1 pseudogene (running past one end of the window) is annotated in these 2,249 nt (G+C 69.9%); it reads right to left on the bottom strand.

The features are described from left to right. Window positions 1-117 precede the first annotated feature (117 nt). A pseudogene (gene treY, locus K789_RS23670) lies at window positions 118-2,249 on the bottom strand (malto-oligosyltrehalose synthase); it runs 204 nt beyond the window's last position.

The following is a 2,249-nucleotide window of genomic DNA, read 5'->3' as shown; positions in this document are numbered from 1 at the left end:
CTGCCGGCCGTCGGCCAGCAGCGTCACGGTGCCCGCTTCCGGCGCCCAGAGGTCAAAGCGGTCATTTCCATCGGCAGGCACAGTGATCACAGCTTTCCGTTCGCTTTCAGGGTTCAATCAGTGCTGGGCGGGGACCAGCAAGGCCACCGGGTAGCTGGCCAGAATCTCGGCCAGCTCCACGGTCCCGGGGCCAAAGGTGGCACCGGTCAGTTCATCCGTCATCGCAGAGGCAAGGTTGACGGCGGTGTCCCGCCAGCCGCCCTGCTGCTCGAGTCCGCGGGGCAGCCGGGTAGCGAGAGTCACGGCGCCTGCGGCACCTGCACTGCCGCGGTCGAAGCCGATCAGGTGCCCGGCAGCTGCCCCGGTTGCCGCTACCGGCGTGTAGCCCGTGAACAGCCCGGGCCGGTCGCGGCGCAGGCGCAGGGCCCGCGACGTGACCAGGAGTTTCGCCGACTCGTCGGTGTACGACGCCGGACGTTCGCCGGCGTCGAGCGCGGCCAGGGCCGCGCGCCGCGCACCGTAGTCAAACGGCCGCCGGTTGTCCGGATCGGTCAGCGAACGGTCCCAGAACTCGGTGCCCTGGTAAACATCCGGGACTCCGGGCATGGTCAGCTGCACCAGCTTGGCTCCGAGCGAATTGACGGCACCAAAAGGCGCCAGGAGCTCCACGAGGGACTCCAGTTCCGCGCGGACGTCAGGGTTGTCGAAGGCCGCATCGACGGCGGCGGCCAGCTTCTCCTCGAAGGCAGCGTCCGGGTCCAGCCAGTCGGTCGAGTTGCCTGCCTCGCGGGCCGCTTTCTGCGCATACGACTGCAGCCGCTCACGGTCCGCGGGCCAGGCGCCGGCAATGGCCTGCCACAGCAGGTTGGCCAGCGGCCCGTCGGGCAGCGGTGCCAGTTCCTGCAGCCGGGCCAGGGCGGCCTGCCATTCCGGCGCCAGCTCAGCGAGCACGGAGATCCGGGCACGGGTGTCCTCGCTGCGTTTGGTGTCGTGGGTGCTCAGCGTGGTCATGGACAGCGGGATTTCGGCCTGGCGGCGAGTCATCCGGTGGTGGAACTCGTCCGGCGCGACCGAGAACTCGGTGGGGTCGGCCCCGACCTCTGTCAGGGTGCCCAGCCGGGTGTAGCGGAAGAAGGCGGTGTCCTCCACGCCTTTGGCCATGACCATGCCGGAGGTCTGCTGGAAGCGGCGGCCGAGTTCGGCGCCGTCCTCCGGACCGGCGTCGAGCAGCAGAGGCAGCAGCAGCCCGACGGCGTCTGCCAGCTCCGGGCGACGGCGGACGGCGAGTTCGCACGCCTCCTTCAGGACGTCGGCACCCTCCGGCAGGTAGCTGCGGTAGACCGGGAAGGCGGCGATGATCTCGGATAGGGCATCGGCAGCATGTTCTCCGCTGAGTCCTGTTCCGGACGGCACCAGCCGCGCCAGCCGGAGCATCTCGGAGTGCAGGATCCCGTCCGTGATCCGGCGCTTGGTGCCCCGGATCATGTCCTCGTAGTCCGCGGCCTGGCCGCCGCGCAGCTCGGTGTCCAGGGCGTCGAGGGTTTCCTGCCCGGCGGGGTCCACGAAGAGTCGGTCCACGTCCGCGAGGGCGTCATAGCCGGTGGTCCCGTCGCAGTCGAAGCCGGCCGGCAGCTCCTCCCCCGGCTCAAGGATCTTCTCGATCAGCAGGTAGCTGCCGCCCGTGACTTCGCGGAGCCGGCGCAGGTAACCTTCGGGGTCGGCCAGCCCGTCCGGGTGGTCGATGCGGAGTCCGTCGACCAGGCCCTCACCGAACCAGCGGACGATCTCAGCGTGCGCCTCGTCGAAGACCTCCGGGAGCTCGACCCGGATGCCCGCCAGGCTGTTGACAGCGAAGAACCGGCGGTAGTTGAGGTCGTTATCGGCCCGGCGCCAGCCGATCAGCTCGTAGTGCTGCCGGTCGTGGACCTCGCGGGGGTCATCCGCAGTGGGGTCACCTGCGGTATAGGTTCCCTCGGCGAGGGGAAAGCGGTGGTCGTAGTACCGCAGCTCCCCGTCCTTGATTTCCAGGGCGTCGACGTCGGAGTCCTCCCCCAGCACGGGGATCCGGACTCTGCCGCCGCCGAAGTCCCAGTCGACGTCGAACGCCCCGGCATAGCGGGACCGCTGTCCCTCCTTGAGCAGGGACCACCACCACGGGTTCTGGACGGGGGTTGCGACGCCGACGTGGTTGGGCACGATGTCGACGAGCACGCCCATGCCGGCATCCCGCGCCGCCCGTGACGCGGCGG

Source organism: Arthrobacter sp. TB 26, from assembly GCF_000427315.1.
Lineage (GTDB): Bacteria > Actinomycetota > Actinomycetes > Actinomycetales > Micrococcaceae > Arthrobacter.
This window is presented reverse-complemented; position numbering and strand designations above follow the sequence as displayed.